We start from the raw sequence: 23,489 nt of genomic DNA, 5'->3' as shown, positions 1-23,489 counted from the left end.
TTCTCTTTAAACACGATTAATTGGTGCAAATTTTGCAAGCAGACGCTTTATTCCAACAGGACTTGGGAACGCAATATCTAATTCCTTTCCTTCCCCTGTACCTTTTACACTTACGACAGTACCAATTCCCCACTTTTTATGTTCAGCTTTATCTCCAACAGCCCAAGAAATTCCGTCCCCGCCAGTTGAAGCGGCAATAGGTTTTGCAACTGGTGGGCGCTTTTCAAGACGACGACCTGAATTAAAAGCAGAGGTAAGGGTAGAAGGAGAAGTAGATTTCTTTACTTCATTTAGATTCTCAATCAACTCACTTGGAATTTCAGAAATAAATCGTGACTCAGGATTCATACTTGTCCGCCCAAACAACGTACGCATTTGTGCATTTGTAATGAACAGGTCTTTTTCAGCCCGAGTAATCCCTACGTAAGCAAGACGACGTTCTTCCTCCATCTCATCCTCTTCCATTAATGAACGGCTATGAGGGAAAACCCCTTCCTCAAGTCCAATTAAGAACACAACAGGAAACTCTAATCCCTTTGCTGAGTGAAGGGTCATTAACACAAGTGCATCACTTTGTTCCTGCTCATCTTCTTCAAGTTTATCAATGTCAGATACAAGTGCTAAATCTGTTAAAAAGGCCACAAGACTTTTATCTTCGTTTTGCTTTTCAAAGGTTTGAGTGACCGATAAAAACTCATCGATATTCTCTAAACGACTTTGTGCTTCAATTGTTTTTTCTAGTTTAAGCATTTCTCGATAACCAGATTTCTCAATGATCTCTTCGGCGAGCTCCGTAACAGATAAATAATCCTGCATATTACCAAGGTTTCGAATCAATTCACGAAATTCAACTAAAGCGTTTATAACTCTTGCACTAACACCTATTTGTTCAATTTCATCTAATGCTTGAAATAAAGATAAATCATTGTCTATTGCATAATTAGCTATTTTATCAACAGATGTCGAACCAACACCACGTTTTGGTACATTGATGATACGAGCTAAGCTAATATCATCATCTGGGTTTGCAATTAATCGTAAGTAAGCGAGTAAGTCCTTAATCTCTTTACGATCATAGAACTTAATGCCTCCGACGATTGTGTAATTTAGATTTGATTTAAGTAATACTTCCTCAATAATCCTTGATTGTGCATTTGTTCTATAAAGAATTGCAATTTCTGAAAGCTTTCTTTGTCCTGAATCTACCAGCTGTTTGATTCTCCCTGCAACAAATTGCCCTTCTGCTGCTTCACTATCTGCACGATAGTACGTAATCTTTGCCCCTTGTTGATTTTCAGTCCAAAGCTTCTTCGGCTTACGATTTGAATTCCTTTTAATAACCTCATTTGCAGCCTCTAAAATTAACTTCGTTGAACGGTAGTTTTGTTCTAGCAAAATTACATTCGCTTGAGGATAATCCTTTTCAAAGGAAAGGATATTCGCAATATCTGCACCACGCCAGCGATAAATTGATTGATCTGAATCACCTACAACACAAAGGTTTTTAAACCGTGAGGCCAAAAGCTTTACTAACATATATTGAGCTCTGTTCGTATCCTGGTACTCATCAACATGAATATATTGAAATTTACGTTGATAAGATTCAAGCACTTCAGGTACACGTTGAAACAATTGAATGGTTGTCATAATCAAATCATCAAAATCAAGAGATTGATTTTTGCGTAGTTTCTTCTGGTATTCCCTGTATACATCACTAACCATTTGTTCATAGTGACTGTTAGCTGATTTATCATATTCCTCTGGTGTTATCAGTTCATTTTTCGCACTGCTGATTGAACCTAATAAGCTTCTTGGCTCATATTTTTTAGGATCAAGGTTCTTTTCTTTAAGCACCGTTTTAATAACCGACAATTGATCTGTCGTATCAAGAATAGAAAAGTTACGATTAATTCCCATTCTGTCACTATCTCTACGCAAAATTCGAACGCACATAGAGTGAAAGGTTGAAATCCAAATTTCATCAGCACCAGGTCCTAAAATCCGTTGAATTCTCTCTTTCATTTCACGTGCTGCTTTATTTGTAAATGTAATCGCCAAAATATTCCATGGAGCAATTTGTTTTTCAGTCATTAAATATGCAATCCGATGGGTTAACACACGGGTTTTACCACTACCCGCACCCGCCATGATTAATAACGGACCATCCGTTGTTTTTACTGCCTCTTGTTGCATGTCATTCAAACCTGAAAGTAATTGATTTGATAAGAATTGCAACTTCTTCACCACCTTAACAAACATATGTTCTATTTTATCAAAAGATTGAGGTTGAGTTCAAAAAAATTTATTTTACAGCTTCTACTGTTGTTAGAGCTGCCTTTAAATCAGTGTAGATAACATTTCCTACTACTACAACATCAGCAAATTGAGCAAAACGATTAGCTTCTTCTGCTGAAGTAATGCCTCCACCATAGAATAACTTTGTTTTTGTTAATACCTTCTTAGTTTGTTCAACTACTGCTAGATCTCCAAGCATTCCGCTATATTCTAGATAAAAAATAGGGAGCTGGTACATTTTCTCAGCAACTCTTGCGTATGCTGTTACATCATCAAGTGAGAGATTAGTATTTGCATCTGTTAGTGCCGCAGCTTTGCAATCGGGATTTAAAATACAATACCCTTCAACAATTAGCTCGTCCCAATTCATAATTTCTCCATATTCCTTCACTGCTTCATGATGTAAATCAATCATCCATTTTGTGCTTCTGCTATTTAATACTGTAGGGATAAAATATAGGTCAAAGCCAGGAATAATTGATTCAGCTGTTGATACTTCTAAAACACAGGGAATAAGATAGCGACGGATCCTAGACATTAAGTTCAAAACATTTTCTTCCGTAATATTATCGCTTCCCCCAACAATAATACCATCTGTTCCAGATTCACAAATTTTCTCTAAGTCCTCATCACTTATTACTTTATCTGGATCGAGTTTAAACACATGTTTCCACTCGTTAATATCATACATGTAGGATTCCTCCATTCAAAAACATCCATTTCATTATTATAGCAAATAACATGGAGGCAAAAAACTTAAATACGGATGATCCATTTCGCTTTCATCAAAATGAAATAAAAAGGCGTAGACAAACGCTGTTTTTTACTAAGGAGGTTTTCCTTATAAAGTGCATATCCTTTTATTATTTACTTTTACACAAAGAAAAAGCACCGATATCCTCGGTGCTTTCCAAATTTATTCGGTTGGTTCCTTCTGATCGTGCACTCGTTCTAATGCCATTGTATAGGCATCATTCCCATAATTTAAACAACGTTTTACACGAGAAATGGTTGCAGTACTCGCTCCCGTTTCGGTTTCTATCTTATGATAAGTATATCCTTCTCGCAGCATTCTCGCTACTTCAAGTCTTTGTGCAAGCGATTGGATTTCATTTACTGTACAAAGATCATCGAAGAATCGATAACATTCTTCTAAATCTTTTAATGACAAAATAGATTCAAAAAGCTGATCAAGTTCTTTTCCACGTAGCTTCTCTATTTGCATATACATTCTCCTTTTACTATTACGATTGAATTAGAAATGCTTTCTCAATGTCTGGAACTACATTTATCCACGTTCTTCCTGGTACAAACTTTATAAGTTCTCCATCTTTTACAGGGAGAATTCTACCATCACGGTTTTCCCATTCTACTTCTTGCATAAGTCCATTTTGGAAAAGTAAAGCTTTTCCTCCAGAAGTTAAATTAATTCCCCGTCTTCCATAATTATCGATAGCATTATGTTCCATTTCAACAACAAACACATTTGATAGTTGGATCGGCTCTTCACTTTCTAAATCAACCGTTTGTTCATTATTACTAAATCTGCTATAACTTTGTTTAGTTTGATTATACTCATATGTCGCATGCCATGTTTGAGAGTTGTCATATTTAATAACAAAATTGTTTACAGGTTCACCTTTTAAATTTACCACTTCTTCCTCAGAAAGAAACTCAAAAGGCTCAACTTCAGCGGTTATTTCATAATGATTGTCCTCTGCACCCTTCGCTATATTTTCGCTTGAAATATAGGAATTATGGGGAGGCTTTCGATGATCAGTTCTCCAAAATAAAGTACCATCATAAAATAATCCATTTAAATAATCCGCTTCGCCTGCTTCAAGCTTTTCTTTAGCAGTAGGACTCCAACCATGACTAATATAAAGTGCATCAAAGCCTTTACTTAAATCAACATAATATTCTCTTGCACTTCTTACAGGTCCGATTATGTCAGGTACTTCGCTTTGAAAGATTGCTAAAAATCTTGTAATACTTCCTTCTGAAAGAACTTCGTACACAACATCAGCTTTATGAAGGCCTGATTGTGGTCTTGCACTTGGATGATTATTTATCATAACAGCTATCGGACGTTGGTTTAGTTCAGTTTCTTCTGCTTCTACTCCAGTGAGCGGGTAAGTCACTTTTTCTTCAACTTCAGCAGCAACTGGCTTTTCTTCTTTCTGATTAGAATCTATATTTTCAACTGAACGTTGTTCTTCCTTATTACTGCAAGCGCTTATTATTATAAGCATTGAAAATATAGCAATTGAAAATTTTCCTTTAAACACAAAAACACAACCTTATCTACTTTTCCACTTTTATATTTTAACGCATTATCGATGGAAAGAGTACCGTTTTTTTCATTACGTCAAAAATACCTCTAGGTGTTATTCTAATATATGGTAAATGCGTTGAAGACAAGAATAACAAGGAATAAACAGGATCATCGAAGCCATACCCTCTTTCTTTTAATAGAGTGTTCAACTGATTCTGTTTTCTCATAACCTCTTCAAGCTCCTCTATTGAAGCGCTTCCATTTATCTCTAACGGCATTTCAAATGTAACATTTCCATTCTCAGTCAACACAATTCCTCCGCCGATCTCCTTCATTCGAGTAAAGGCAGCAAGCATTTCAGTTTTATTTTTACCAATGATAATGATATCTCCAGTTGTGGAATAGGAACTTGCAAAGCCCTGTACCTGTTTGGAGAAACCTTTTATCACTGTATTTACTCTCCATTTTCCATTACGGTCAATTAAAGCTAGAAAGCTTTCGTCATGTATTTCGGATAGCTCATTAACAGAGCTATCGATTGTAATCGAGTACGGCTCCATAATAACAGCATTCCTCATCTTCATCCCAAGAGGCATTGAAAATTGTAAATCATCTATTGTTAGATCCCATTTTATATCTGCTGATTGAATACCATATTCAGCCCATTCAACAACTTCTTTATCCTCCTGACAATGACCCTCTTTTAGAACCCATGTTCCTTTTGCCATAACAGAAGATGGGTCAGGTTTGTCAATACTATCTAAAATATTTAGAGTAGCAATTCTTCCTGGAGCAATAACACCTATTTGCTCTTCCAATTGGTAATATTTCGCTACATTGAATGCTGCCATATTATATGCATCAATTGAAGGAACATTGCAATCTAAAGCTATATCTATACAACGATTAATCATTCCATTTTCATAAAAAGTAGGGGTTGCCCCATCAGTAGTATAATATAAATGATCATATGTTGTTAGTCCCTCATCCTGTATCTCCTTAAGAAGGATTGCGAGATCTGGACGAATTGATGAATGTCTTAAGGCAGCAGTATACCCCATTTTCAGACGGTTTATCACATCTTTACCTGTCATAGATTCATGATCACTGTCAACACCAAATAGTTTCATTTTCATTAAAGTATTATCTGAAGCTCCTGGAAAATGTCCTTCTATCCGTTTTCCTCTTCGCTTAGTTTCTCTTAGCCAATATAAAATCCAGTCATCACCATCTAGTAGCTTTGGCCAACTCGTTAATTCTCCTCCTTGAACAACAGATTTATGCTCTAACCACGTTTTAAGAAAATCATGGGAGAAAATTTTATCCTCACCATGTACCTCTGTTTGCAAATCAAATCTAGCCCACCAATAAAAGTGATATGGTAATTTCCCCATATCATCCAAAAACGTAAGCGCTTTCTTTTTCTCGTATTGTAAAAGAAAAAAAAGATTATCACCTATAAATGATGTTGTACCTGTTTGCGATACATACTTTGCTAACGTATGGGGATTATATAATTGAAATGGATGAGCATGTGGTTCAATGTATCCTGGCACTACCACTTTGTTTGTACAATCAATCATTTCGGTTTGATTTGTATACTCTGGTAAATTGTCTCCCACATAGACAATTCGATCCTCGACTATCCAAATATGAGCTTTAACCCATTGACGCAAGTAAGAATTAAGATAAGTTGCATTTTTTAAGACAATAGTTGGTGCACATTTGTTTGATAAAACATCTATTTGTTTTCGGATTTGACTAATTTTCCATTGAAATTTTCTCTCGGGCATAAAAAACCCTCCAATTTTAGTTACTAACTTAATACTATGTTAACATATGGAATTTATTAACGCATTAAAGTTTTATTGCATTTTTATGACAATTTTAGGGAGGTAAATTTGATGCGACCAAATATAGGCATCGTCAATTCTTTAATACGTATTACATGTGGCCTGTCCATACTAGCTTGGGCTACATCTAGATATTGTAAAAAACCTTGGAGAGATTCATATTTAATTGTTATCGTACTTGGGGCAATGAAGGTCGGAGAGGGAATTCTACGTTTCTGTCCAATCACTTATATGTTTGAAAATTCTAATGGATATTTCTTTGACGACGAAGAGGGCTATGAAGAAGATGATGAAAAGATTGTATTTAATCCATCGTAATTATTAATCAAAATGGGACTGGCTTAAAAAGCCAGCCCCTTATTTATTCATCTTGGAGGTGTTCCCATGTTTTTTGAATATTTAACCGATATGTCGTTTATATTGATAGCATTAGTTGGCGGGATTATTGCGTTATTATTCGTTTATATTAAGAAACGCCGTGCTTAATAGCTTTATTACCGATATCTTTACGATAGAAAAGAGCTGGTACTGCTATTTTTTCTACTAGCTCATACGCATTTTCTTGAGCTTCGCTAATCGTATCACCATATCCTGAAACAACAAGTACACGACCACCGTTATTTACGAATTGATCCTCAACCTTTTTTGTTCCAGCATGGAAAATAACTGCTTCATCGTGTTTTTCTGTCAGTTGGCCAATAGCTTGTCCTTTTTCGTACTCGTTTGGATAGCCCTTCGAAGCGAGTACGACTCCTAACACAGCTTTAGAAGTCCAAACAAGTTCAACAGGTTTGTCGTCAAGGATTGCTAAAAGTGATTCCACCAAATCAGATTCTAATCTTGGAAGAACAACCTGTGTTTCTGGATCACCAAAACGTGCATTAAATTCAATTACCTTTGGACCATCTGTTGTAAGGATAAGTCCAGCATATAAAATCCCTGTAAAAGAACGTCCTTCGCTCACAAGTGCTTTTGCTGCTGGCTTTAAAATTGTCTCAACAGCTGTATTAACAACTTGTTCAGAAATTTGTGGTACTGGTGAATAAGCCCCCATACCACCAGTATTAGGACCCTCATCATTGTCATAAGCACGCTTATGATCTTGAGCGATCACCATCGGATACACCTTCTCACCTTTAACAAACGCCATTAAAGAAAATTCTTCTCCTGCAAGAAATTCCTCAACAACAACTGATGAAGAAGCGTCTCCAAATTTTCCATCCTCAAGCATTTCAGTTAGACTGTCAATCGCTAAGTCAATTGTTTCAGCAACAGTTACTCCTTTTCCAGCAGCTAATCCATCTGCTTTTATAACAATCGGAGCACCCTTTTCTTTTACATATGCTTTTGCTTCTTCTAAATCTGTAAATGTTTGATAGTCTGCTGTTGGAATGTTGTATTTAAACATGATCTCCTTAGCAAAGTTTTTGCTACCCTCGATAAGAGCTGCCTCTTTTCTTGGCCCAAACACCTTTAAGCCTGCAGCTTCAAAGTCATTTACAACTCCATTTAATAACGGTACTTCAGGACCAACAATTGTTAAGTCGATGTTTTTTTCCTTCGCAAATTCCAATAAGCCGTGATTATCTGACTCACTTATTGATACCCTTGTTGCAAGTTCATCCATACCATCATTACCTGGTGCAACAAAGACTTCTTCTACAAGGTTACTTTGTGCAGCTTTCCATACAAGTGCATGCTCACGCCCGCCTTGTCCAATTATTAGAACTTTCATGTTAACACCTCTTTATATGTTTAAAAAATTATAATTCTTGTACTTTGGATAAGCGCTTTGACATCCAGCTCCAGCGCCTAGCGCCTAGTGAACTTCACACTCCTTATACGCTAAGTCAACATCGAATCGCTTACGCTCTTCGTGTTTCCTTTATCTCATACGGAGTGCTCTTGTTTCTCGTCGCTGATCAAGGCGCTTGCGCTTTTGTTCTTAATGTTTAAAATGACGTACTCCTGTGAATACCATTGTGATTCCATATTCATCAGCCATGCGGATTGAATCTTCATCACGAATTGATCCACCAGGTTGGATGATAGCTGTTACACCAGCTTTTGCTGCTGCTTCAACTGTGTCAGACATTGGGAAGAATGCATCAGAGCCAAGTGCACTACCTTGTGCTTTTTCACCAGCTTGCTCGATAGCAATTTTCGCTGATCCTACTCGGTTCATTTGACCTGCTCCAACTCCAACTGTCATTTCATCCTTAGCAAGAACAATTGCATTTGATTTTACATGTTTTACTACTTTCCAAGCTAGTTTTAGATCCTTCCACTCTTCAGGAGAAGGCTCGCGCTTCGTAGGGATTGTCACCTCAACATCATCAAGAGACAGTATATCCTCATCCTGTACTAATAATCCACCATGGACAGATTGAAGCTGTTTTTCTGGTTTTGAAAGTGCTGAAACATCAATTGTTAAAATACGAAGATTCTTCTTTCCTGTTAATACGTTTAAAGCTTCCTGACTGTAAGAAGGTGCAATCACAATTTCAAGGAAGATTTCATGAAGCTTTTCAGCTGTTGCTAAATCAACCTCATGGTTCAAAGCAACAATGCCACCGAAAATCGATGTTTTATCAGCTTCATAACAACGTGTAAATGCCTCAAATGTCGAAGTTCCAACACCAACACCACATGGATTCATATGCTTAACGGCAACTGCAGCTGGTTCTGTAAATTCACGGACAATTTGCAATGCTGCATCAGCATCTTTAATGTTATTAAATGAAAGCTCTTTACCATGCAACTGTTTCGCATTTGCGATTGACGCAACTGGTACGAAAGGCTTCTGATAGAAAGTTGCTTTTTGATGAGGATTTTCTCCATAACGAAGAGATTGCTTTTTCTCGAATGTATATGTGACTGATTCTGGGTCTTCTTCACCAATCGTGTTTGTTAAAAATTCTGCAATTAATGCATCATATGCTGCTGTATGTCTAAATACCTTTGCAGCAAGACGTTGCTTTTGTGCTAATGAAACCGCTCCAGATGCTTTTAATTCCTCTAAAACAACACTGTAATCTTGTGGATCAACTAAAACAGTTACATCTTCATGGTTTTTAGCTGCAGAACGTAGCATTGAAGGACCACCGATATCAATATTTTCAATTGCATCTTGGAATTTAACATCCGGTTTTGAAATTGTTTCTTTAAAAGGATAAAGATTCACAACAACCATATCGATTGTTTCAATGTTATTTTCCTTAAGTTGATTCATATGACTTTCATTGTTACGGACAGCTAGTAAACCACCGTGGATATTAGGATGAAGCGTCTTTACACGTCCGTCCATAATTTCTGGAAATCCAGTAACCTCAGAAATACCAATTACATTCAAACCGTTTTCTTCTAGTAATGATTTCGTTCCACCTGTTGAGATGACTTCAACACCTAACTCTATTAACTCTTTAACAAAAGGAACGAGATTTTCTTTATTTGACACACTAATAAGCGCGCGTTTGACTGTCATTTCATTCACCTCTTAGCTTTATTTTGACACTAACTCCCCGATCACCTTTGGATACAAGGCATGTTCAACTTTATGAATTTTATCCGCGATTGTTAGGGCAGTATCTTCATTTGTAATTTCAATTGCTTGCTGAGCAATAATTGGTCCAGTATCCATACCAGCATCAACAAAATGAACTGTAACACCGGTTACTTTAACACCTGCATGAAAAGCTTGGCCAATAGCATCTTTCCCTGGAAAAGCCGGCAATAAGGAAGGGTGAATATTCACGATTTTATTTGTATACGCACCTAGCAATGTAGAACCAATTAACCTCATATAACCAGCTAGAATAACAAAATCAATTTGATGTTTTTGTAAAGCAGCTAAAATTTCACTTTCAAATTCATCTTTTGTTTTAAATTCCTTTGGGACAAAACAAAAGACTGGTATACCAGCTGATTTCGCACGGTCTACTACGCCTGCTTGAGGTTTATCACAAACAACAAGACCAATTTCCGCTTTCACTGCACCGAGCTGTATTTGATCAAGTATCGCTTGAAAATTGCTGCCATTTCCTGATGCAAAAACGGCTATTTTCTTCATCGAAGCGCGCCTCCACCGAACGAAACGCCAGATCCTTTTGTCACTCGGCCAATGATATATGCCTTTTCACCATTTCCTTCTAACTGCTGAATGACGTCATGTAATAGCTCTTCTTTAACAGCTAAAACAAACCCAATTCCCATGTTAAAGACATTGAACATATCTTCACGGCTAAGCTCGCCTTTTTCTTTGAGGAAATCAAAAATTTCTGGGAATGGCCATGAACCATAATCAATTTCAGCACCTGTTCCTTCAGGAAGCATCCGTGGGATATTTTCAATAAATCCGCCACCTGTAATATGTGCCATACCGTCTATTTGGGATTTTTTAACAACATCAAGTACCGGTTTAACATATATTCTTGTTGGTGTTAATAAAACTTCACCTAAGTCTTTAGTAAATGGTTCATATACAGTTTTTAAATCAAGTTGTTGATCCTCTAGAAGAATTTTACGAACTAATGAAAATCCGTTGCTGTGTAAGCCACTAGATGAAAGACCTATTAAAACGTGTCCTGGCTTAATATTTTCTCCAGTTACAATCTGATCTTTTTCAACTACTCCAACTGAAAAACCAGCTACATCATATTCGTCCTCTTCATATAATCCAGGCATTTCAGCAGTCTCTCCACCGACTAATGCACAACCAGATTCTTCACAACCATCGGCGATTCCTTTTACAATTTGCTCAATCTTTTCTGGAACAGCCTTTCCTAATGCTAAATAATCCAAGAAAAATAATGGCTCAGCACCTTGAGCTAAAATATCATTTACACACATTGCTACGGCGTCAATCCCAATAGAATCATGCTTATCAGCCATAAATGCAAGTTTTAATTTTGTTCCTACGCCATCCGTACCTGAAACGAGAACAGGCTTTTTATAATCTAATTCACTTAAATCAAACATTCCACCAAAGCCACCAAGTCCACCCATTACTCCCGCACGCATTGTCTTGGCAACATGCTTTTTCATTCTTGAAACAGCTTCATAGCCTGCTTCGATATCCACACCGGCTTGTTTATAAACGTCGGACATGTCTGATTCCTCCTCAGCAATCTCTTAAAATGATAAATTTATGTTAAAGTAAGACAGGAATCGAAATGTCGATTCCTATCTGGTTTTGCTTATTATCCAGCTCTAGCACTAAAGCAGAAGTGAACTTGTAACTCCCATACGCTAAACGTGTGCTTTTGCTTTTTCTTATTTACGCCTTCTCATGTGGAAGCACAGTATCTTGATATATTTCTGTAGGGTAACGACCTGTGAAGCATGCTAGGCATTGCCCTTTGGTTTCACCTTCATATGTGCGACCAATGCCCTCAAGTAAACCTTCTACACTTAAAAAGGCTAAGCTGTCTGCCCCAATCATTTGACGAATTTCTTCTACTGAATTGCTTGATGCAATCAGTTCCTCGTGTGTGGAAGTATCAATTCCATAGAAACAAGGATTCGCAATTGGCGGTGAACTGATTCGAACATGAACCTCTTTTGCACCAGCTTCACGAAGCATTGTTACAATTCGTTTACTAGTTGTTCCACGTACAATAGAGTCATCTACCATAACAACTCGTTTTCCCTCAACAACACCACGTACAGCCGATAACTTCATTTTTACACCTTGCTCACGTAATTCTTGTGAAGGTTGTATAAAAGTACGTCCTACATAACGATTCTTAATCAGGCCTAGCTCATATGGGATACCAGTTAACTCAGCAAATCCAATCGCAGCAGAAATACTAGAATCCGGTACACCCGTTACAACATCAGCATCAATTTCAGACTCGACAGCTAAACGTTTACCGAGGTTTTTACGAGCTGTGTGAACATTAATTCCATCAATATTGCTATCTGGACGAGAGAAATAAATATACTCCATACTACAAATTGAACGATTAATATTCATTGAGAAACGCTCAGAGCGAATTCCTTCATCATTAATTATTAACAGCTCTCCTGGTTGAACATCTCTTTCGTATTTTGCTCCAACAACATCAAAGGCACATGTTTCTGAAGCAACGACATAAGCATCTCCCATTACACCGATTGACAAAGGACGCAAACCATTAGGATCTAGCGCAACCATCATTTCTGTTTCAGTCATAATTAAGAAAGCATATGCTCCCTTAATCACTGATAACGCACTTTTGACAGCTTCCTTCATATCCTTATAGCCGCTTCTTCTTATTAGATGTGCAAGCACCTCTGTATCCGAAGTTGTTTGAAAAATACTACCTTGGCTCTCAAGCTGATGTTTAAGCTGATTAGCATTAACAAGGTTTCCGTTATGTGCGAGTGCTAAACTTCCGCTATGTGATTTAAAAAGTAAAGGCTGGACATTTTCATATCCGCCTCCACCTGCAGTCGCATAACGAACATGTCCTATAGCCCCTTTACCAGATAACTGGTTCAATTTACCATTTCCGAAAACCTCGGAAATTAGGCCTAACCCCTTCATGCCTGTTAGCTTCTCACCATCAGTTGTAACAATCCCTGCACCTTCTTGACCTCTGTGCTGAAGACTGTGTAAACCATAGTACGTAATTTGAGCCGCTTCTTTATGCCCCCAAATTCCAAAAACGCCACACTCTTCATTTAATCCCTTGATTTCAGCAAGCATGGGATAGCTCCTTTCCATGCATCCTTCAATTCTTCAACAGATGCATCGACAAGTGATTCATCGTTTTCGTTATTTATGATAAGTTTTCCTGTATCAGTTACTTCGCCAATACAAACCGCATTAACCAGTTGTTCAAACGCTTGTTGACTTTCCTTTTTCACTGAAACAACAAATCTTGTTTGTGATTCACTAAATAATGCAGTTGTTGCATCACCATTAAGTGTTACAGTTGCTCCAAGCCCGTTACCACCAAATAGAGGCTCTGCTAGGGCAACAGCAACTCCACCTTCTGATACATCATGAGCAGATGCTACTGTATTTGCACGGATCGCTTTTGAAAGCTGTCCTAATGTATTTCTTTCCTTCTCTAAATCAAGCTCTGGTGATTTACCAAAGATTTTTCCGTAAGTTAGCTTTTGAAGCTCACTTCCACCGAATTCAGGCTTAGTTTCCCCAATTAAGTAAATAAGATCTCCAGCAGCTTTGAAATCTTGAGTCGTAATATAGTCTGTATCTTCAATTAACCCAACCATACCAATAACAGGTGTAGGATAGATTGCCGTTCCGTTCGTTTCATTGTATAACGATACATTTCCACCAATTACAGGTGTATCTAACACACGACATGCTTCACTAATACCGTCTGCCGCTTTTTCAATTTGCCAGAAAATCTCAGGCTTTTCAGGATTACCGAAGTTTAAGTTATCTGTAATAGCTAATGGTGTTGCACCTGAACAAACAATATTACGTGCAGCTTCAGCTACTGCAATTTGTCCGCCAACTTCAGGATCTAAATAAAGGTAACGAGAATTACAGTCAGTTGTCATTGCTAATGCCTTTTTCGTATCACGAATACGAACAACTGCAGCGTCAGAGCCTGGTGCTACAACTGTATTTGTACGTACCATATAATCATATTGATCATATACCCATTCTTTACTTGCAATTGTCGGTTGGCTTAATAAATTAATAAGCGTCTCTTTATAGTTATCCACTTGAATTGGCGCTACGTCCATTTGTTGGAACTCTTCAAAGTACGCAGGTACTGCTGAAGGTTTATGATAAACTGGTGCTTCTTCAGCTAGTGCATCAACTGGAAGCTCACAAACTACTTCTCCTTTATGGAAAAGACGAAGCATTTTATCGTCTGTAACTTTACCTACTGTTACAGCTTCTAAATCATATTTTTCAAACAGGTCAATGATCTCCTGCTCTCTTCCCTTTTCAATAACAAGTAGCATTCTTTCTTGTGATTCAGAAAGCATCATTTCATATGGCGTCATGCCTGTTTCACGTTGTGGGATAAGGTCTAGATTCATTTCGATACCAGATCCAGCTTTACTAGCCATTTCAGCTGATGAGCTTGTTAATCCGGCAGCACCCATATCTTGAATACCTACTAGAGCATCATTTTTTACGACTTCAAGACAAGCTTCTAGTAATAGTTTCTCCATGAATGGATCCCCAACTTGAACAGCTGGACGATTTTCGCCAGAATCCTCAGTCAATTCCTCAGATGCAAATGTCGCACCATGAATTCCATCACGACCAGTTTTAGCTCCAACATACATAACCGTGTTGCCAACGCCTTTTGCCAGACCTTTTTTAATATCTTCATGATTAATTAACCCAACACACATTGCATTAACAAGCGGATTTCCTTCGTATGAGCTGTCAAATTGGATTTCCCCACCTACTGTTGGAATCCCAATACAGTTACCGTAGCCAGCAATACCAGCAACAACCTCTTCAAACAAATATTTAACACGTGGCGTTTGTAATTCACCGAAGCGTAAAGAGTTTAAGATTGCAATTGGTCTTGCTCCCATAGAGAATACGTCACGAATGATACCACCCACACCAGTTGCTGCACCTTGGTATGGCTCAATTGCTGAAGGGTGGTTATGACTTTCAATTTTAAACACAACCGCTTGATTGTCACCGATATCGACAATCCCCGCTCCTTCACCAGGACCTTGTAATACTTTTTCTCCTGTTATAGGGAATTTCTTCAAAATAGGCTTAGAATTTTTATAGCTGCAGTGTTCAGACCACATAACTGAGAAAATTCCGATTTCAGTGTAATTTGGAAGACGACCGATTATCTTTTCAATAAGGGCAAACTCATCATCACTTACACCCATTTGTCTGTAGACTTTTTCATCTTTTATCATCTGGTTAGTTGGTTCAAGCAGTAGTGACATGAGATTCCCTCCAGTTTTTCACAATTGATTGAAATAATTTTAATCCATCTGCACTTCCTAGTAACTCGTCAACCGCACGTTCAGGATGTGGCATCATTCCTAAAACATTTCCACGTTCATTAGTAATACCAGCGATATCCACTAAGCTCCCATTTGGATTCGTTTCGTACGTAAACACAATTTGATTGTTTGCTTTAAGCGTTTGAAGTGTTTCTTCATCACAATAATAATTCCCTTCTCCATGTGCAATCGGAACGGAGATAATCTCATCTTGTTTATATGTAGACGTAAAAGCTGTCTCATTATTGGCAACCTTTAGATTTACTGGTCGACACATAAACTTTAAGTTCTCGTTTCTTTTCATCGCTCCTGGAAGTAATCCTACTTCTAATAAAATCTGGAATCCATTACATACGCCAAGGACAGGCTTACCTGCTTCAGCTGCTTTTACAACTTCTTTCATAACATTAGAAAAACCAGCAATAGCACCTGAACGTAAGTAATCTCCATAAGAGAAACCACCTGGTAATAAAATTCCATCAAAACCACTTAAATCTGTTTCGTCATGCCATACATACTCTACTTCTTCACCAAGCTCATCTTTAATAGCATGATACATATCAACATCACAGTTAGATCCTGGGAAAACGATCACAGCGAATTTCACTTTGTGACAACCTCCTGTACCTCATAGCTAAAGTCTTCAATCACTGTATTAGCAAGTAATTTTTCACACATTTCACGAACGGCTACATCAAGGTCACGATCTGACTTTTCAATTGTTAGTTCCATATATTTTCCGATACGAACATCTTGAACCTCATTATAAGACATACTGTGTAATGCACTCTTAACTGCGCTTCCTTGTGGATCTAATACACTTTCTCTTAACGTGATATAAACTTTTACTTTGTACATTATGATTGGCCTCCAAGTCTAGTTAAAATCTCTTCATATGCATCAGTTAAGCTACCTATACCTCGACGGAATACATCTTTATCAAATTTTTCATTTGTTTTAATATCCCATAAACGACAAGTATCTGGTGAAACTTCATCAGCTAAAATGATGTTTCCTTCTTCAGTGACTCCAAATTCTAGTTTAAAATCAATTAATCGTACATCACATGATAAAAAGTGAGCCTTTAATACTTCATTTACTTGCTTAGCAAGTGTTTTTAACGTTTCAACTTGCTCCTTCGTTGCAAGGTTTAATAGTGCAATGTGATCCTCAGTAATTAGTGGGTCACCTAATTCATCATCTTTATAGTAGAACTCAACAAGTGTTTCTTTGATTTCTGTTCCTTCTTCAATACCAAGTCGTTTAGAAAGACTTCCAGCAACAACATTCCTAACAACAACTTCAAGTGGGATAATTGTCACTTTTTTCACAAGTTGCTCTGTCTCAGATAGGCGCTTCACAAAATGATTTTCAATATTATTAGCTGTAAGCTTTTCAAATATCAATGTTGAAATCTCATTGTTTAAGCGGCCCTTACCAGTAATCTCTTCCTTTTTCACACCGTTAAAGGCTGTTGCAGAATCTTTATAAGATACTAGTAAGATGTTTGGTTCATTCGTTTTATAAATGCGTTTGGCTTTACCTTCGTAAAGTAACTCAAGTTTATCAGTAATCATGGTAGCCCTCCTAAACAGAATATTGGGAACTTTTAGGCTAGTACGTATTATTTGTAAGATAATCTAACCCTGTAAAGTAATCAAAGTTATAGCAAGGGGCTTTTTAGTAGACCCTTGCTATTTTTTATTGTTTTTATAGACCTAAACGTTCAAAAATTGCATCTACACCTTTTAAGTGATAGTTATAATCAAAGCAATCTTCAATCTTTTCAGCAGAAAGGCGTGATGTAATCTTTTCCTCAGCTTCAACTAGCCCACGGAATGGTACTTGTTTCTCCCAAGCTTCCATTGCTTTAGGTTGAACAAGGTCATAAGCCTCTTCTCTTGTCATACCTGTATCAATTAAAGCTAGTAATACACGTTGAGAATAGATTAAGCCTTGTGTGCGGTCCATATTACGCTTCATATTTTCAGGGAAAACAGTTAAGTTCTTCACAATGTTTCCGAAACGATTTAACATGTAGTTTAATGCAATTGTTGCGTCTGGTAAGATAATACGTTCTGCAGATGAGTGAGAAATATCTCTTTCATGCCATAACGGCACATTTTCATAAGCTGTTAACATATAGCCTCTAATCACACGTGCAAGACCTGTCATGTTTTCTGATCCGATTGGATTTCGTTTATGTGGCATTGCAGAAGATCCCTTTTGACCCTTTGCAAAGGATTCTTCAACTTCACGTGTTTCACTCTTTTGTAATCCACGGATTTCGATCGCGAATTTTTCAATTGAAGTTGCTACTAAAGCTAATGCTGCCATGTAATCTGCGTGACGATCACGTTGTAGCGTTTGAGTTGAGATTGGCGCAGGTTGTGTTCCTAATTTCTCACACACATACTTTTCTACAAATGGATCAATATTTGCGTATGTTCCAACCGCTCCAGATATCTTGCCGAATTCAACACCTGATGCCGCACGTTTAAAGCGATCTAGGTTACGCTTCATTTCTTCGTACCAAAGACCAAGCTTTAAGCCAAATGTTGTAGGTTCAGCATGAACACCATGTGTACGCCCCATCATAACTGTATATTTATGCTCTTGTGCTTTATCTTTTAAAATTTGAATAAAGTTCTCAATATCTTTTAAAAGAATATCATTTGCTTGTTTAAGCAAGTAAGAAAGCGCTGTGTCTACTACATCAGTTGAAGTTAAGCCATAATGAACCCACTTGCGCTCTTCACCTAACGTCTCAGATACAGCTCTAGTGAATGCTACTACATCATGTCTGGTTTCTAGTTCGATTTCATTGATACGATTAACATCAAATGAAGCGTTTTTGCGAAGAAGAGCAACGTCCTCTTTAGGAATAACACCTAATTCAGCCCAAGCTTCACAAGCAAGAATTTCAACCTCTAGCCATGCTTTAAATTTGTTTTCTTCCGTCCAAATAGATCCCATTTCTTCTCTTGTATAACGTTCAATCATCTTTTTGCCTCCGTTCTATTTTTGGCCCCATATATGGTTAATGTTTTCTATGTCTTTTTCTATTGATTCACTTATAAGAGTAACATGTCCCATCTTACGTTTAGCAACTGGTTCCTTCTTACCGTAAAGATGGAGCTTAGCAGTTTCGAGTAACGAGATATGGTCATTGATAATACTTAAATCTTCCCCTAAAAGGTTAATCATCATTCCACTTTGAAGTAATGTAGTACGCCCTAAAGGAAGGTTACACACTGCTCGAATATGTTGTTCAAATTGATCTGTTTCACATAAGTCAATTGTATAATGACCAGAATTATGTGGGCGTGGAGCTAATTCATTAATGAAAATGTCTCCATCTATTGTTAAAAACATTTCTACCGCAAGTGTTCCAACAAGTTCGAAGCTATTTGAAAGCTTTATTGCTAACTTTTGTGCTTTAGTTATGATCTCTTCTGTAACTCTTGCAGGTACAATGCTTTGATATAAAATATTATCTTTATGGATATTTTCAGCTACTGGGAATGTCTTTGTTTCTCCATTGACAGATCTCGTGACGATAACTGAAATTTCTTTATCAAAAGGAACCCATTTCTCTAAAATGCATGTTCCAAGTAATAAAAGTTTTTTTGCTTCAGCTAAATCTTGTTCTGTACGAAGTACAACCTGACCCTTTCCATCGTAACCGCCTCTACACGTTTTTAAGACACTAGGATATTGAAGTAGCTTAATTGCATCTGTTAGCTCTACTTCATTGTGAATGATCTGATACGGAGCTACTACACATCCTGCTTTTTCAATTGCTGCCTTTTCTGTTTCACGATCTTGTGTAAGCAGCAATAATGAACTTTTCTGAGGCAAATATGCATTTTCCTCTAACCAAGTCAAAGCAGTATAATCTATATTTTCAAATTCATAAGTAATAACATCACTAATTTCAGCAAGTTTTTTTATTGCATCCAAATCATCATAACTTGCTGTAATCTCTATATCAGCAAGTTGGCCACATGGGCAATTTTCTGTTGGATCTAATACTGCGATACGATAGCCAAGTTGTCTTGCAGCGATCGCCATCATTCGCCCAAGCTGTCCACCACCGATAATTCCTATAGTCTGACCTGGAAGGATTCTTTTACTATTCAAGTTCATCACTGCTCTCTAGGACCTTTATACGAAGCTCTTCTCTTCTAGTATCAAGTTTGTCAGCTAAACTTTGATCTCCTGTTGAAAGAATTTCAACTGCAAGCAATCCAGCATTCGTTGCCCCGGCTTTACCAATAGCAACTGTTGCTACTGGGACTCCTCCTGGCATCTGGACTATTGATAGTAATGAATCAAGACCATTTAATGCCTTTGATTGAACTGGAATACCAATAACAGGTAGTGTTGTTTTCGCTGCAACCATTCCCGGTAGATGTGCTGCACCACCTGCACCAGCAACAATTACCTTTAAACCTCTATTTCTAGCATTTTCCGCATATTCAAACATGTAATCAGGAGTACGATGTGCAGAAACTACCTTCTTTTCATATGGTACGTTTAGCTCATCTAATATCTCACATGCATGCTTCATTGTTTCCCAGTCAGATGTACTTCCCATAATAACCCCAACAAGCGGCTTCATCTTTTCCCCACCTTTAGATTACTTACTTTGATACAAATGGTTATTCTATACAAACACAAAAGGCTCGATACCTGTACTTTCTCCTTTTATAGAGAAAGTACAGTATATCGAGCCCGGATTAATCATTTTTCATCCGAATCGTATATACGTACACTTTCCCTCATAGTCCGATGATTTACGGTCAACGGGTAGAAACTTCTGGGCCATATTCCCAATTTTATATGAGGTTATCGTTATCGCTTATTTACATGTATTATCTTAACAATGAAGACTATCAATGTCAACGTAAAATCGAACGATTTATTTTATTAGTATGTTAATGTTCGTCTTTTACAGCAATTTCCCTTCAAATACGATCATCCTACCACAAGGTACATGTTCAACGATATTATCTCGAATCTCTTCCTTGAAGATAGGCTGCTCCATTCTTCTAACTGGAAAATAGCCCTCTTGACGCATTCTATCTAAACAGTCATCAATGGTTTCGTTATCTTCAACAATAAACTTTTGCTTTTTAGGCTTAGTAGTCATGCCTTAATTCTCCCTTTCCGTACAGCTTTCACCCAGAAGCCACCGTGAATCGTTTTTGGTTCATAGGCAATAATAAACGCCTTAGGATCTAGCTCTTTTATTGTTTGATAAAGCTTAAGCTCATATTTTCGTGGAGTAAGAATTTGCATCGATAAACGATCACCTTCTAATCCATTTGCCATCCAATTTGTAACTCCATATCCTTTTTCCCGCAATTGCTTTGGCAAGTCCTTATCATGTTCTGTTGTAATAACATTAACCGTAATATAACCCAGAGCTAGTTTCTCTTCTATTTTCATCCCTACTATAACACCAATCCCATATCCTACTGCATATGCAATTAAGTTTTGAATCTCATTTAAGTTATCAAGCACCAAGCCAAGACCAACAACATAAATAACAACCTCAAACATACTTATGAATGCAGCTAAATAACGCTGACCTTTTAACGTTAAAATCATTCTGATCGTAAAAAATGAGACATAAACGATATTAATGACCAAAATGATTATAACCATAGTAATGCTGTTGTGAAGCAACACAACTCCTCCTCAGATAACAATAAAGTAGGCTATATTTTACTAAAATATTTTCACTGATACAATGGGTCAAAGTTAATCTTTTGAAAAAAGTTACGATGCTTAAGAATACTAATATGATTTCCTAATAATTACTGAATATTCAGATATGTAAAGTGAAGAAAAGATATTTTAAAATAACTAAATGCACATAAACTTATTAAACTCTATAAAAGGTATTAAATAAAGACCTGTAAAAATGTCACTGTTCCTAATCATATTTTTAAGGCTTTACAACCAATAACCCAGTTCTTTATAATCTTCCACCCAATGATTATCTTTACACATCAAACCTTTAACTTAATTAGAAAGGAGGATATTTTCTAAATTTTTTCAACGTAATAAAAAAAGACCAGTATCTCTACTGATCTTTTTCTCTCTTACCTGGCAACGTCCTACTCTCACAGGGGGAAACCCCCAACTACCATCGGCGCTGAAGAGCTTAACTTCCGTGTTCGGCATGGGAACGGGTGTGGCCTCTTCGCCATCATTACCAGATAATTTATGAAATTGAAAGGATATTCCTTCAAAACTAGATAACGATTCACAATTCAATTCACTTCATTTAACGCTTTTATTAGGTTAAGTCCTCGATCGATTAGTATCTGTCAGCTCCACACGTCACCGCGCTTCCACCTCAGACCTATCAACCTGATCATCTTTCAGGGATCTTACTAGCTTACGCTATGGGAAATCTCATCTTGAGGGGGGCTTCATGCTTAGATGCTTTCAGCACTTATCCCTTCCGCACATAGCTACCCAGCTATGCCTTTGGCAAGACAACTGGTACACCAGCGGTGCGTCCATCCCGGTCCTCTCGTACTAAGGACAGCTCCTCTCAAATTTCCTACGCCCACGACGGATAGGGACCGAACTGTCTCACGACGTTCTGAACCCAGCTCGCGTACCGCTTTAATGGGCGAACAGCCCAACCCTTGGGACCGACTACAGCCCCAGGATGCGATGAGCCGACATCGAGGTGCCAAACCTCCCCGTCGATGTGGACTCTTGGGGGAGATAAGCCTGTTATCCCCGGGGTAGCTTTTATCCGTTGAGCGATGGCCCTTCCATGCGGAACCACCGGATCACTAAGCCCGACTTTCGTCCCTGCTCGACTTGTAGGTCTCGCAGTCAAGCTCCCTTGTGCCTTTACACTCTACGAATGATTTCCAACCATTCTGAGGGAACCTTTGGGCGCCTCCGTTACATTTTAGGAGGCGACCGCCCCAGTCAAACTGCCCACCTGACACTGTCTCCCAGCCCGATAAGGGCTGTGGGTTAGAATTTCAATACAGCCAGGGTAGTATCCCACCGACGCCTCCACCGAAGCTAGCGCTCCGGCTTCTCAGGCTCCTACCTATCCTGTACAAGCTGTACCAAAATTCAATATCAGGCTACAGTAAAGCTCCACGGGGTCTTTCCGTCCTGTCGCGGGTAACCTGCATCTTCACAGGTACTATAATTTCACCGAGTCTCTCGTTGAGACAGTGCCCAGATCGTTACGCCTTTCGTGCGGGTCGGAACTTACCCGACAAGGAATTTCGCTACCTTAGGACCGTTATAGTTACGGCCGCCGTTTACTGGGGCTTCGGTTCAAAGCTTCGCTTACGCTAACCTCTCCCCTTAACCTTCCAGCACCGGGCAGGCGTCAGCCCCTATACTTCGCCTTGCGGCTTCGCAGAGACCTGTGTTTTTGCTAAACAGTCGCCTGGGCCTATTCACTGCGGCTTTTCCGGGCTATTCACCCTAAAAAGCACCCCTTCTCCCGAAGTTACGGGGTCATTTTGCCGAGTTCCTTAACGAGAGTTCTCTCGCTCACCTTAGGATTCTCTCCTCGCCTACCTGTGTCGGTTTGCGGTACGGGCACCTCTCACCTCGCTAGAGGCTTTTCTTGGCAGTGTGGAATCAGGAACTTCGGTACTATAGTTCCCTCGCCATCACAGCTCAGCCTTATGTGACAACGGGATTTGCCTCGTTGTCAGCCTAACTGCTTGGACGCGCATATCCAACAGCGCGCTTACCCTATCCTTCTGCGTCCCCCCATTGCTCAAATGGTGAGGAGGTGGTACAGGAATTTCAACCTGTTGTCCATCGCCTACGCCTTTCGGCCTCGGCTTAGGTCCCGACTTACCCTGAGCGGACGAGCCTTCCTCAGGAAACCTTAGGCATTCGGTGGAGGGGATTCTCACCCCTCTTTCGCTACTCATACCGGCATTCTCACTTCTAAGCGCTCCACTAGTCCTTACGGTCTAGCTTCACAGCCCTTAGAACGCTCTCCTACCACTGTTCTAAAAGAACAGTCCACAGCTTCGGTGATACGTTTAGCCCCGGTACATTTTCGGCGCAGAGTCACTCGACCAGTGAGCTATTACGCACTCTTT

The 23,489-nt window shown here is 38.5% G+C and carries 21 protein-coding genes, 2 rRNA genes and 1 riboswitch (1 of these 24 cut by a window edge); of the genes, 2 read left to right on the top strand and 21 right to left on the bottom strand.

All coding sequences use genetic code 11. The features are described from left to right. Positions 1-6: 6 nt before the first annotated feature. From pcrA to HUW50_RS11030, 5 genes are all read right to left on the bottom strand, one after another. Positions 7-2,235, bottom strand: coding sequence for a DNA helicase PcrA (gene pcrA, locus HUW50_RS11050; RefSeq protein ID WP_066333726.1), 2,229 nt, complete (start codon positions 2,233-2,235; stop codon positions 7-9). A 67-nt stretch (positions 2,236-2,302) separates the two neighbouring features. After that, entirely contained in the window at positions 2,303-2,986 is a 684-nt protein-coding gene (locus tag HUW50_RS11045) for a heptaprenylglyceryl phosphate synthase (RefSeq protein WP_066333729.1), read from the bottom strand. A 225-nt stretch (positions 2,987-3,211) separates the two neighbouring features. After that, on the bottom strand, positions 3,212-3,520 hold the full coding sequence (locus HUW50_RS11040) for a YerC/YecD family TrpR-related protein (protein WP_066333733.1): 309 nt from the start codon (positions 3,518-3,520) through the stop codon (positions 3,212-3,214). A 19-nt stretch (positions 3,521-3,539) separates the two neighbouring features. Beyond that, on the bottom strand, positions 3,540-4,583 hold the full coding sequence (locus tag HUW50_RS11035) for a DUF3048 domain-containing protein (RefSeq protein WP_232329043.1): 1,044 nt from the start codon (positions 4,581-4,583) through the stop codon (positions 3,540-3,542). Between the two features lie 37 nt (positions 4,584-4,620). Further along, positions 4,621-6,363 (bottom strand): adenine deaminase C-terminal domain-containing protein, encoded by a 1,743-nt coding sequence (locus HUW50_RS11030; protein WP_066333736.1) that lies wholly within the window; start codon positions 6,361-6,363, stop codon positions 4,621-4,623. Between the two features lie 111 nt (positions 6,364-6,474). Between HUW50_RS11030 and HUW50_RS11025 the strand changes: the two genes are divergently transcribed. After that, positions 6,475-6,741 (top strand): YgaP family membrane protein, encoded by a 267-nt coding sequence (locus HUW50_RS11025; protein WP_066333739.1) that lies wholly within the window; start codon positions 6,475-6,477, stop codon positions 6,739-6,741. Positions 6,742-6,807: 66 nt separating this feature from the next. Next, the gene (locus tag HUW50_RS27525) at positions 6,808-6,909 is read left to right on the top strand and encodes an EYxxD motif small membrane protein (protein WP_332310343.1); all 102 of its coding nucleotides are present in this window, start codon (positions 6,808-6,810) and stop codon (positions 6,907-6,909) included. On the opposite strand, the gene purD is transcribed toward HUW50_RS27525, so the two are convergent. The 16 genes from purD to HUW50_RS10945 all read right to left on the bottom strand — a co-directional run. Then, complete coding sequence (purD, locus tag HUW50_RS11020) at positions 6,890-8,158, bottom strand: phosphoribosylamine--glycine ligase (RefSeq protein WP_066333743.1); 1,269 nt, start codon at positions 8,156-8,158, stop codon at positions 6,890-6,892. The two genes, HUW50_RS27525 and purD, sit on opposite strands and share 20 nt — an antisense overlap. Before the next feature lie 210 nt (positions 8,159-8,368). Beyond that, positions 8,369-9,907 carry a bifunctional phosphoribosylaminoimidazolecarboxamide formyltransferase/IMP cyclohydrolase gene (purH, locus tag HUW50_RS11015; RefSeq protein ID WP_066333747.1) on the bottom strand — a complete coding sequence of 513 codons (1,539 nt, stop codon included), beginning with the start codon at positions 9,905-9,907 and terminating at the stop codon, positions 8,369-8,371. Positions 9,908-9,925: 18 nt separating this feature from the next. Continuing rightward, positions 9,926-10,492, bottom strand: a complete 567-nt coding sequence (gene purN / locus HUW50_RS11010) for a phosphoribosylglycinamide formyltransferase (protein WP_066333749.1) — start codon at positions 10,490-10,492, stop codon at positions 9,926-9,928. After that, positions 10,489-11,529, bottom strand: a complete 1,041-nt coding sequence (purM, locus tag HUW50_RS11005; protein ID WP_185653904.1) for a phosphoribosylformylglycinamidine cyclo-ligase — start codon at positions 11,527-11,529, stop codon at positions 10,489-10,491. The genes purN and purM overlap by 4 nt, the downstream gene beginning before the upstream one ends. A gap of 169 nt (positions 11,530-11,698) precedes the next feature. Continuing rightward, complete coding sequence (gene purF / locus HUW50_RS11000; protein ID WP_066333759.1) at positions 11,699-13,111, bottom strand: amidophosphoribosyltransferase; 1,413 nt, start codon at positions 13,109-13,111, stop codon at positions 11,699-11,701. Then, positions 13,087-15,315: a phosphoribosylformylglycinamidine synthase subunit PurL gene (gene purL / locus HUW50_RS10995; RefSeq protein ID WP_066333763.1), complete on the bottom strand. Its 2,229-nt coding sequence runs from the start codon at positions 15,313-15,315 to the stop codon at positions 13,087-13,089. Before purL ends, purF begins: the two co-directional genes overlap by 25 nt. Further along, entirely contained in the window at positions 15,299-15,982 is a 684-nt protein-coding gene (gene purQ, locus HUW50_RS10990; protein WP_066333766.1) for a phosphoribosylformylglycinamidine synthase subunit PurQ, read from the bottom strand. The genes purL and purQ overlap by 17 nt, the downstream gene beginning before the upstream one ends. Next, positions 15,979-16,233 carry a phosphoribosylformylglycinamidine synthase subunit PurS gene (gene purS, locus HUW50_RS10985; RefSeq protein ID WP_066333767.1) on the bottom strand — a complete coding sequence of 85 codons (255 nt, stop codon included), beginning with the start codon at positions 16,231-16,233 and terminating at the stop codon, positions 15,979-15,981. Before purS ends, purQ begins: the two co-directional genes overlap by 4 nt. Then, positions 16,233-16,952 carry a phosphoribosylaminoimidazolesuccinocarboxamide synthase gene (purC, locus tag HUW50_RS10980; protein ID WP_066333777.1) on the bottom strand — a complete coding sequence of 240 codons (720 nt, stop codon included), beginning with the start codon at positions 16,950-16,952 and terminating at the stop codon, positions 16,233-16,235. Before purC ends, purS begins: the two co-directional genes overlap by 1 nt. A gap of 133 nt (positions 16,953-17,085) precedes the next feature. Beyond that, positions 17,086-18,378, bottom strand: a complete 1,293-nt coding sequence (gene purB, locus HUW50_RS10975) for an adenylosuccinate lyase (RefSeq protein WP_066333783.1) — start codon at positions 18,376-18,378, stop codon at positions 17,086-17,088. A 15-nt stretch (positions 18,379-18,393) separates the two neighbouring features. Continuing rightward, a complete protein-coding gene (gene purK / locus HUW50_RS10970; protein WP_066333786.1) occupies positions 18,394-19,524 on the bottom strand; it encodes a 5-(carboxyamino)imidazole ribonucleotide synthase in 1,131 nt (376 codons plus the stop codon). Beyond that, complete coding sequence (gene purE / locus HUW50_RS10965; protein WP_066333794.1) at positions 19,511-19,999, bottom strand: 5-(carboxyamino)imidazole ribonucleotide mutase; 489 nt, start codon at positions 19,997-19,999, stop codon at positions 19,511-19,513. Before purE ends, purK begins: the two co-directional genes overlap by 14 nt. Positions 20,000-20,142: 143 nt before the next feature. After that, positions 20,143-20,244: riboswitch (purine riboswitch) on the bottom strand. 85 nt (positions 20,245-20,329) lie between these two features. After that, positions 20,330-20,530 (bottom strand): NETI motif-containing protein, encoded by a 201-nt coding sequence (locus tag HUW50_RS10960; protein WP_066333796.1) that lies wholly within the window; start codon positions 20,528-20,530, stop codon positions 20,330-20,332. Then, a complete protein-coding gene (locus tag HUW50_RS10955; protein WP_066333798.1) occupies positions 20,527-21,069 on the bottom strand; it encodes a DUF2179 domain-containing protein in 543 nt (180 codons plus the stop codon). The genes HUW50_RS10960 and HUW50_RS10955 overlap by 4 nt, the downstream gene beginning before the upstream one ends. Positions 21,070-21,490: 421 nt before the next feature. Further along, a 5S ribosomal RNA gene (gene rrf / locus HUW50_RS10950) occupies positions 21,491-21,606 on the bottom strand. A gap of 80 nt (positions 21,607-21,686) precedes the next feature. Next, positions 21,687-23,489 (bottom strand): 23S ribosomal RNA (locus HUW50_RS10945) (it continues 1,128 nt past the right edge of the window).

This window comes from Metabacillus sp. KUDC1714 (assembly GCF_014217835.1).
Taxonomy (GTDB): Bacteria; Bacillota; Bacilli; order Bacillales; family Bacillaceae; genus Metabacillus; species Metabacillus rhizosphaerae.
Note: the sequence above shows the minus strand (reverse complement) of the source record. Positions and strands in the feature narration are given on the sequence as shown.

Excerpts from the sequence above, each read along its gene's own strand:
- HUW50_RS11045 (WP_066333729.1), bottom strand. The coding sequence starts at position 2,986 with ATGTATGATATTAACGAGTGGAAACATGTGTTTAAACTCGATCCAGAT.
- HUW50_RS11040 (WP_066333733.1), bottom strand. The coding sequence starts at position 3,520 with ATGCAAATAGAGAAGCTACGTGGAAAAGAACTTGATCAGCTTTTTGAA.
- HUW50_RS11030 (WP_066333736.1), bottom strand. The coding sequence starts at position 6,363 with ATGCCCGAGAGAAAATTTCAATGGAAAATTAGTCAAATCCGAAAACAA.
- HUW50_RS11025 (WP_066333739.1), top strand. The coding sequence starts at position 6,475 with ATGCGACCAAATATAGGCATCGTCAATTCTTTAATACGTATTACATGT.
- HUW50_RS27525 (WP_332310343.1), top strand. The coding sequence starts at position 6,808 with ATGTTTTTTGAATATTTAACCGATATGTCGTTTATATTGATAGCATTA.
- purD (WP_066333743.1), bottom strand. The coding sequence starts at position 8,158 with ATGAAAGTTCTAATAATTGGACAAGGCGGGCGTGAGCATGCACTTGTA.
- purH (WP_066333747.1), bottom strand. The coding sequence starts at position 9,907 with ATGACAGTCAAACGCGCGCTTATTAGTGTGTCAAATAAAGAAAATCTC.
- purN (WP_066333749.1), bottom strand. The coding sequence starts at position 10,492 with ATGAAGAAAATAGCCGTTTTTGCATCAGGAAATGGCAGCAATTTTCAA.
- purM (WP_185653904.1), bottom strand. The coding sequence starts at position 11,529 with ATGTCCGACGTTTATAAACAAGCCGGTGTGGATATCGAAGCAGGCTAT.
- purF (WP_066333759.1), bottom strand. The coding sequence starts at position 13,111 with ATGCTTGCTGAAATCAAGGGATTAAATGAAGAGTGTGGCGTTTTTGGA.
- purL (WP_066333763.1), bottom strand. The coding sequence starts at position 15,315 with ATGTCACTACTGCTTGAACCAACTAACCAGATGATAAAAGATGAAAAA.
- purS (WP_066333767.1), bottom strand. The coding sequence starts at position 16,233 with ATGTACAAAGTAAAAGTTTATATCACGTTAAGAGAAAGTGTATTAGAT.
- purC (WP_066333777.1), bottom strand. The coding sequence starts at position 16,952 with ATGATTACTGATAAACTTGAGTTACTTTACGAAGGTAAAGCCAAACGC.
- purB (WP_066333783.1), bottom strand. The coding sequence starts at position 18,378 with ATGATTGAACGTTATACAAGAGAAGAAATGGGATCTATTTGGACGGAA.
- purK (WP_066333786.1), bottom strand. The coding sequence starts at position 19,524 with ATGAACTTGAATAGTAAAAGAATCCTTCCAGGTCAGACTATAGGAATT.
- purE (WP_066333794.1), bottom strand. The coding sequence starts at position 19,999 with ATGAAGCCGCTTGTTGGGGTTATTATGGGAAGTACATCTGACTGGGAA.
- HUW50_RS10960 (WP_066333796.1), bottom strand. The coding sequence starts at position 20,530 with ATGACTACTAAGCCTAAAAAGCAAAAGTTTATTGTTGAAGATAACGAA.